Source organism: Motilimonas thetidivivens (genome assembly GCF_046452435.1).
Lineage (GTDB): Bacteria > Pseudomonadota > Gammaproteobacteria > Enterobacterales > CBDFNC01 > Motilimonas.
On sequence record NZ_JBKFDK010000024.1, the window covers coordinates 62,965 to 70,145 of the forward strand.

A 7,181-nucleotide genomic window follows, 5' to 3' on the forward strand; every position below is an offset into this window, starting at 1 on the left:
ACCGCTGTTGAGATATTGCAATGCTAAGAATCGCAAAAGAAGCTTTAACCTTTGATGACGTACTACTTGTACCAGGTCATTCTACTGTCTTACCTAATACGGCTAGTTTAAAAACCCGTTTAACACGTAAGATCTCCCTTAATATTCCAGTTGTATCGGCCGCGATGGATACGGTAACCGAAGCGCGCTTGGCTATTTCTTTAGCGCAAGAAGGCGGTATTGGTTTTATCCACAAAAACATGTCTATCGAAGCCCAAGCTGAGCAAGTTCGCTTAGTTAAAATCTACGAAAGTGGTGTGGTTTCAGCACCTGTTACCGTTACCCCACAAATGACCTTACGTGAAATTAAAGCACTAACCGAGCACCACGGTTTTGCGGGTTACCCTGTGGTAGAAAATGGCGACGAAGTGGTGGGTATTGTTACTGGTCGTGACGTGGTATTTGAAGAAGACCTAGCGAAACCTGTTTCTGCTGTGATGACGCCTAAAGAGCGCCTTGTCACGGTAAGTCCTGATGCTTCTCGTGAAGAAGTTATCCGCGTGATGCACGAAAATCGCATCGAAAAAGTGGTTGTTGTGGATGACAAGTTCAAGCTAAAAGGCTTGATCACAGTAAAAGATTTCAAAAAAGCCGAGCGTAAACCTAATGCATGTAAAGACGAGCTAGGTCGTTTACGTGTAGGCGCAGCTGTTGGCGCTGGTGAAGGTAACGAAGAGCGCATTAAAGCGCTAGTTGAAGCTGGTGTTGACGTGCTGTTAATTGACTCTTCACACGGTCACTCACAAGGCGTACTTGATCGCATCAAGGCAACGCGTGCAACTTACCCAGATCTACAAATCATCGGTGGTAACGTTGCCACAGGTGAAGGCGCTAAAGCCCTAGTAGCCGCAGGGGTTGATGCAGTTAAAGTAGGTATCGGCCCTGGCTCTATCTGTACTACTCGCATCGTAACCGGTTGTGGTGTACCACAAATTACCGCTATTTCTGATGCAGTAGAAGCCTTAGCGGGAACAGATGTCCCTGTTATCGCTGACGGTGGTATCCGTTTCTCTGGTGACATCGCAAAAGCCATCGTTGCTGGTGCAAGCTGTGTGATGATGGGCAGCATGTTCGCTGGTACGGAAGAAGCTCCGGGTGAAGTTATCCTATTCCAAGGTCGTTCATTTAAGTCATACCGTGGTATGGGTTCACTGGGCGCGATGTCTAAAGGTTCATCTGATCGTTATTTCCAATCGGATAACGCTGCAGACAAACTGGTACCAGAAGGTATCGAAGGTCGCGTACCTTACAAAGGCCGCCTAAAAGAAATCATCCATCAACAGATGGGTGGCCTACGCTCGGCAATGGGTCTGACAGGCTCTGCCAGCATAGAAGAAATGCGCACTAAACCGCAGTTTGTGAAAATCACGAGCGCGGGCATGGGTGAAAGCCATGTACATGACGTTACGATTAGTAAAGAAGCGCCTAACTACCGTTTAGGCTAAGTCATAACCCCTATAGTTTTAAGGCGGCTACCCAGCCGTCTTTGTTATTTTTGCTGGAGCAATTGCCAATTATGAGCAATAACATTCACGAACATCGCATACTAATTTTAGATTTTGGCTCTCAATACACACAGCTGATTGCACGTCGTATCCGTGAAATTGGTGTTTACTGTGAGTTATGGAGCTGGGACGTAGAAGAGCAAGATATCAAGGACTTTGCACCAAATGGTATCGTGTTAGCGGGTGGTCCAGAGAGCGTCACTGCACCTAATTCACCACGCGCACCTGAATATGTATTTAATGCGGGCGTACCTGTACTAGGTATTTGTTACGGCATGCAAACCATGTCTGAGCAATTGGGCGGTAAGGTTATCAAGGGCGAAGGCGAAGGCGAATTTGGTTACGCCCAAGTTGAAGTATTAGAAACCTGTAGCCTATTTAAAGCCATTGAAGATGCGGTTGCACAAAACGGTAATGCACTGCTAGATGTGTGGATGAGCCACGGCGACAAAGTTTCCGCTATTCCTGCTGGCTTTAGCCAAGTTGCTAAAACCGCAACCTGTCAGTTTGCCGCGATGGCCAACGAAGAGAAAAAATTCTACGGCGTGCAATTCCACCCAGAAGTGACCCATACTCGCCAAGGCGCGCGTATGCTTGAGCACTTTGTTAAAGATATCTGTCAGTGTGAATGCCTATGGACACCTGCTAGCATCATCGAAGATGCGGTTGCGCGTATCAAAGAGCAAGTCGGTGACGACGAAGTTATCCTAGGCTTAAGCGGCGGCGTTGACTCATCTGTGGTTGCTATGCTGATACAACGTGCCATTGGTGACAAGCTGACCTGTGTATTCGTAGATAATGGCTTACTGCGTTTAAACGAAGGCCAGCAAGTGATGGACATGTTTGGTAACCACTTCGGTCTAAACATCGTACACGTTCAAGCCGAAGACCGTTTCTTAAACGCGCTAAAAGGCCAATCAGATCCAGAGCAAAAACGTAAAACCATCGGCCATGTTTTTGTTGATGTATTTGATGAAGAATCGAAGAAGCTAAAAAATGCAAAATGGTTAGCGCAAGGTACCATTTACCCAGACGTTATCGAATCAGCTGCGTCTAAAACCGGTAAAGCCCATGTGATCAAATCACACCACAACGTGGGTGGCTTACCAGAAGATATGGCAATGGGCTTAGTTGAGCCACTTCGCGAATTGTTTAAAGACGAAGTGCGTAAAATTGGCTTGGAGTTAGGCCTACCTTACGACATGTTATACCGCCACCCATTCCCAGGACCGGGCCTAGGTGTACGCGTACTTGGTGAAATCCAAAAAGAATACTGTGACCTACTGCGCCGCGCTGATGCTATCTTCATTGAAGAGCTACGCAAAGCCGATCTCTATCATAAAGTGAGCCAAGCGTTTACGGTATTCCTACCAGTACGCTCAGTAGGCGTAATGGGCGACTGTCGTAAATACGATTGGGTTGTATCGCTACGCTGCGTTGAAACCATCGACTTTATGACCGCGCGTTGGTCACACTTACCTTACGAGCTACTTGGCCACGTATCAAACCGTATCATCAACGAAATCGATGGTATCTCTCGCGTGGTTTACGATATCTCAGGTAAGCCGCCAGCGACGATTGAGTGGGAATAATCCTCCGTCTAGCAAGTACTGGCACTAACAAGCAATAAATCATACTTAAGTCCGCGTAACTGCGGACTTTTTTTGTTTTTAACCTAGGCAAATCTAGCACTACCTAGCAACACCAAGCACGGTTTGACAGGGGTATTTCGCGGGGTATTATCAAACTCAATACCATTAAAAAATACCTGATACCATGTAACTGGCTGTTTCATTAACATGGTATCGAAAATGATTAAGTGATTGTATTTAAATGCGATTCATATTAATTCATGGTCAGTTTTCAGCATGGTATTAAATCCGAACTAAAACACGACAATGGCTTACGCCGATGGAGCGCGCCCATGCTTACCGATACCAAACTACGCAGCCTCAAACCCCGCGATAAACTTTACAAAGTTAACGACCGTGACGGTCTTTATGTGGCCGTGACCAAAGCAGGCACCGCCTCATTTCGGTACAACTATTCCATCAGCGGCAGACAAGAAACCATCACCTTTGGTCGCTATCCTACAATAACGCTAGCAGAAGCCAGAGAGCGATTAATCGAAGCAAAGAAGGTGATTGCATTGGGCAAGTCACCAGCCAAAGAAAAAGCCCGCAGTAAATCGCGGATAAAGGATACCGAGACGTTTGCAGCCTGGGCAGACAAATGGCTTAGGGGTTATCAAATGGCCGACTCAACGCGCGATATGCGCCGCTCTGTGTATGAGCGGGAGCTTAAATCTAAGTTTGGTAATCAAAAGCTGACAGAAATCACCCATGAAGACCTACGGGCACTCACCGATACCATAGTAGAGCGCGGCGCACCGGCCACTGCCGTTCATGCCCGTGATATTGTGTTACAAGTATTTCGCTGGGCCATCGAGCGTGGCCAAAAAGTTGAAAATCCCGCTGATCGTGTGCGCCCTGCTAGTATCGCTAAATTTGAGCCAAGGGATCGCACCTTAACCCCGCAAGAAATCGGTTTAATGTATCGTTACCTTGAGCAAGTAGGCACCACTCCGACTATCCGAGTAGCGGTAAAGCTGCTATTGCTCACTATGGTACGAAAAAGTGAGCTAACCAATGCCACTTGGGACGAGATTAATTTCAGTGAAGCCCTTTGGACTATCCCAAAAGAGCGGATGAAACGGCGCAACCCGCATTTGGTGTTTCTATCTCGCCAAGTCATCGACTTCCTTATCGCCCTAAAAACCTTTTCCGGCGGCTCAGATTATATCTTGCCATCACGTTATGACTCCGATGCCCCGATGAGCAGTGCAACCCTCAACAAAGTGCTGACGCTAACTTATAAAGCCGCGCAAAAAGATGGCCAAGACCTCGCTAAATTTGGCCCCCATGATCTACGCCGCACCGCTAGCACCTTATTGCACGAGGCGGGTTACAACACTGACTGGATTGAAAAATGCCTCGCCCATGAACAAAAGGGCGTCAGGGCAGTGTATAACAAGGCCGAATACCGCGAGCAACGCACCGCCATGCTGCAAGACTGGGCTGATATGATTGATGAGTGGGTAATTAGGCCGTGATATTTTTGCTAAAAACTATTAATTAGCAATTTTCTAAACAGTTCCTCAACTCTTTGAGTTAGATACAATTTTAAACATAGATAACTATGTTAGTATGCCTATAGTCGTATATTCACTTTGTACAACGAAGTACAAGTAACTTAAAAGATGATAAATGCTAGAAAAAATAATAAAGATTGAAAATATCAAACAATGGCAACATAAGGGAGGCTTATCTCAAGGGTTTGATAAGCTAAACCTGATTTACGGGCGAAATGGATCTGGTAAGTCTACGTTAAGTAAGATCTTTAATTTCATCAATGAAACAGACAAAGCAGCGATAGAAGCGTTAAAGCCTCTTGAGTCTAATGGTGTGCCAGTTCTCTCTCTTCGAGTTGGCGGTGCAAACGTAACGCTGAATTCGCTTCAAACTCCGTTCAATTTCCAAGTATTCAATCAAGAGTTTATTGATAGTAATCTTTATATTCCTAATGCTAAAGATCGTAGTCAACTCACTAATTATTATGAGTTTTCATTAGGTAAGGTATCAGTACTAAAAGAACAAGAGATTGTTACGCTTAAAACAGAAATATCCGGTCTCACTCTTAAGCAACGCGAAATTGAAATACGACTTACAGCTAAATTCCCCAGCAAAAATGTTAATCAAATCAGTAGGATAAAAGTTATTCCCAATGCTGATGCAGAGATTGCAACTCTTGAAGCTCAAATCCAAGATTTGAAGAGTGTAGAACACTACAAAAGACGCAAAAAGCTTTCTCCCCTAGCTCTGGCTAAGCCAGATTTAGATACAAACGTTTTCACGCTGAATATCGAGAGTCTTTCAAAAGAAGCACAAGATAAAGTTGAGCAGCATATTGCTAATAATCTTAAAGAGCGTGATGTTTGGTGGCTTGAAACGGGCACTCAATTGGTCAACGAATCAAACAATTGCCCTTTTTGCGCTCAACCTCTATCAAAGTCCAATATTTTTATTTTATATCAGGAATTTATAAGTGATTCGTATACTAAAGCTAGTGATAAGTTCGAGCTTGATAGTGACCAGTTCGAATTAGATGTAAGAGACATTGGTTGTAGAATTGAAGAATTAGAAGCTCTAGTAAAGTCCAATAGTGAGATTATCAATGCTTGGTCAGATCGCATCAAAGGCTTCAATCCTCAATATGACTTTAAAGACCTTAATTCTTTGTCAACATCAATCGTACTTGAGTGTGTCAACCTGATCAAAGAGAAGAAAAAAGACTTATTGTTAGAAACTGATTTCACTAAATTCAATCAACTATTCGATAGTATTTTCGATGGGTTTGATTTCTCGGCATACAACAGTGAAGTGCAAGAATTTAACGAGCAAGTTACTAAGTTTTTGAATGAACTAGACACTGGTTCAACTCAAGCTCTTCAAGCCAAGATTGAAAGCATTAAAGTAACCAAGATGCGTTTCGAGACAGAAGTTGTTGAAGATTTAGCTAATCACAAATCTCTGGCTGATGAAAAATATTGCAAATCAAAAACAATTCAAAAGCTTAAAGAAGAAATTAATAAAGCCCAGGTAGATAGCATTAAAAAACACAAAGAATCTATCAATCAGCTATTGAAAAACTTTCATTCAATGATACGAATCAAAGAACTTAATACAGATAACAGAGGTAAAGGAGGCACTACTCGACTTAAGTATGTCATTACATTCATAGACAAAGAATTGTCTGTTGAGAATGAAGACGATAGCAAACACATTTTTGAGCACGTTCTTAGTCTCGGGGATAGATCTGCTCTTGCTCTAGCATTCTTCTTGTCTAAATTTGCTAAAGAAAATAGCGACAATTCTATCATTGTGTTAGACGATCCTATGTCGTCTTTAGATAACTACCGCAAAGACGCAACTATCGTTGAGATCGAAAGGCTTATTAACAACGGTTATCAAACCATCGTGTTTAGTCACGATCCGTTCTTCTTATCTGAGATTCAGAAATACTCGATATTATCTCAACATACTAAGTGCTTTGAGATTGATGTGTCATATAAAAAATCAGATCCTCTTAAAGGTGATAGTTCTCAATACATATCTAGTCAAATGATCGAAAGAAGCGACTATGACTCTCATGTTCTTCACTCTTACCATAAAGAATATAACAAGCTCTATGATTTTGTTGCTGACGCAAAAGATGAATCAAAGATTGAAGTAGCTCGTTCTATTCGCCCTATTTTAGAAGCACACCTACGCTTTTTATACCCTAGAGAGTTTAACGAGGGTATTTGGCTAGGTAATATGATTACGATGATTCGAGATGAGACAGATCCAAGTAGTCACTTCTTCGATACACACAATCAGATAAGCCAAATTACTAAAATTAATGAATTTTCTAAGGCGTTTCATCACGCAGACGGTTTTGATACTAAGATCCAAAGTTTGGATCTACAAACCGTTCAATCATACGCTCAAGAAACGCTACAATTCATTACAGGTATTTAATTACACCTCAATAAGCTCTGCTTTGTTGGTAGAGCTTTTTTCAATCAGATCGATCTAA

Annotated in this window: 4 protein-coding genes; all 4 read left to right on the forward strand. The window is 43.0% G+C overall.

Features of this window, described 5'->3' with window-relative positions; genetic code table 11:
• The first annotated feature begins 20 nt into the window (after positions 1–20).
• The 4 genes from guaB to ACK8OT_RS16070 all read left to right on the forward strand — a co-directional run bounded on the left by guaB (position 21) and on the right by ACK8OT_RS16070 (position 7,123).
• Positions 21–1,484, forward strand: coding sequence for an IMP dehydrogenase (gene guaB, locus ACK8OT_RS16055; protein WP_410197517.1), 1,464 nt, complete (start codon positions 21–23; stop codon positions 1,482–1,484).
• A gap of 71 nt (positions 1,485–1,555) precedes the next feature.
• Entirely contained in the window at positions 1,556–3,136 is a 1,581-nt protein-coding gene (guaA, locus tag ACK8OT_RS16060) for a glutamine-hydrolyzing GMP synthase (protein WP_410197518.1), read from the forward strand.
• 332 nt (positions 3,137–3,468) lie between these two features.
• Complete coding sequence (locus ACK8OT_RS16065) at positions 3,469–4,656, forward strand: tyrosine-type recombinase/integrase (RefSeq protein WP_410197519.1); 1,188 nt, start codon at positions 3,469–3,471, stop codon at positions 4,654–4,656.
• 154 nt (positions 4,657–4,810) lie between these two features.
• Positions 4,811–7,123, forward strand: a complete 2,313-nt coding sequence (locus ACK8OT_RS16070; protein WP_410197520.1) for an AAA family ATPase — start codon at positions 4,811–4,813, stop codon at positions 7,121–7,123.
• The last annotated feature ends 58 nt before the right edge of the window (positions 7,124–7,181 follow it).

Bases quoted from the DNA above. Each gene is read 5' to 3' on its own strand.
- ACK8OT_RS16070 (WP_410197520.1), top strand. From the start codon at position 4,811: ATGCTAGAAAAAATAATAAAGATTGAAAATATCAAACAATGGCAACAT.
- guaA (WP_410197518.1), top strand. From the start codon at position 1,556: ATGAGCAATAACATTCACGAACATCGCATACTAATTTTAGATTTTGGC.
- ACK8OT_RS16065 (WP_410197519.1), top strand. From the start codon at position 3,469: ATGCTTACCGATACCAAACTACGCAGCCTCAAACCCCGCGATAAACTT.
- guaB (WP_410197517.1), top strand. From the start codon at position 21: ATGCTAAGAATCGCAAAAGAAGCTTTAACCTTTGATGACGTACTACTT.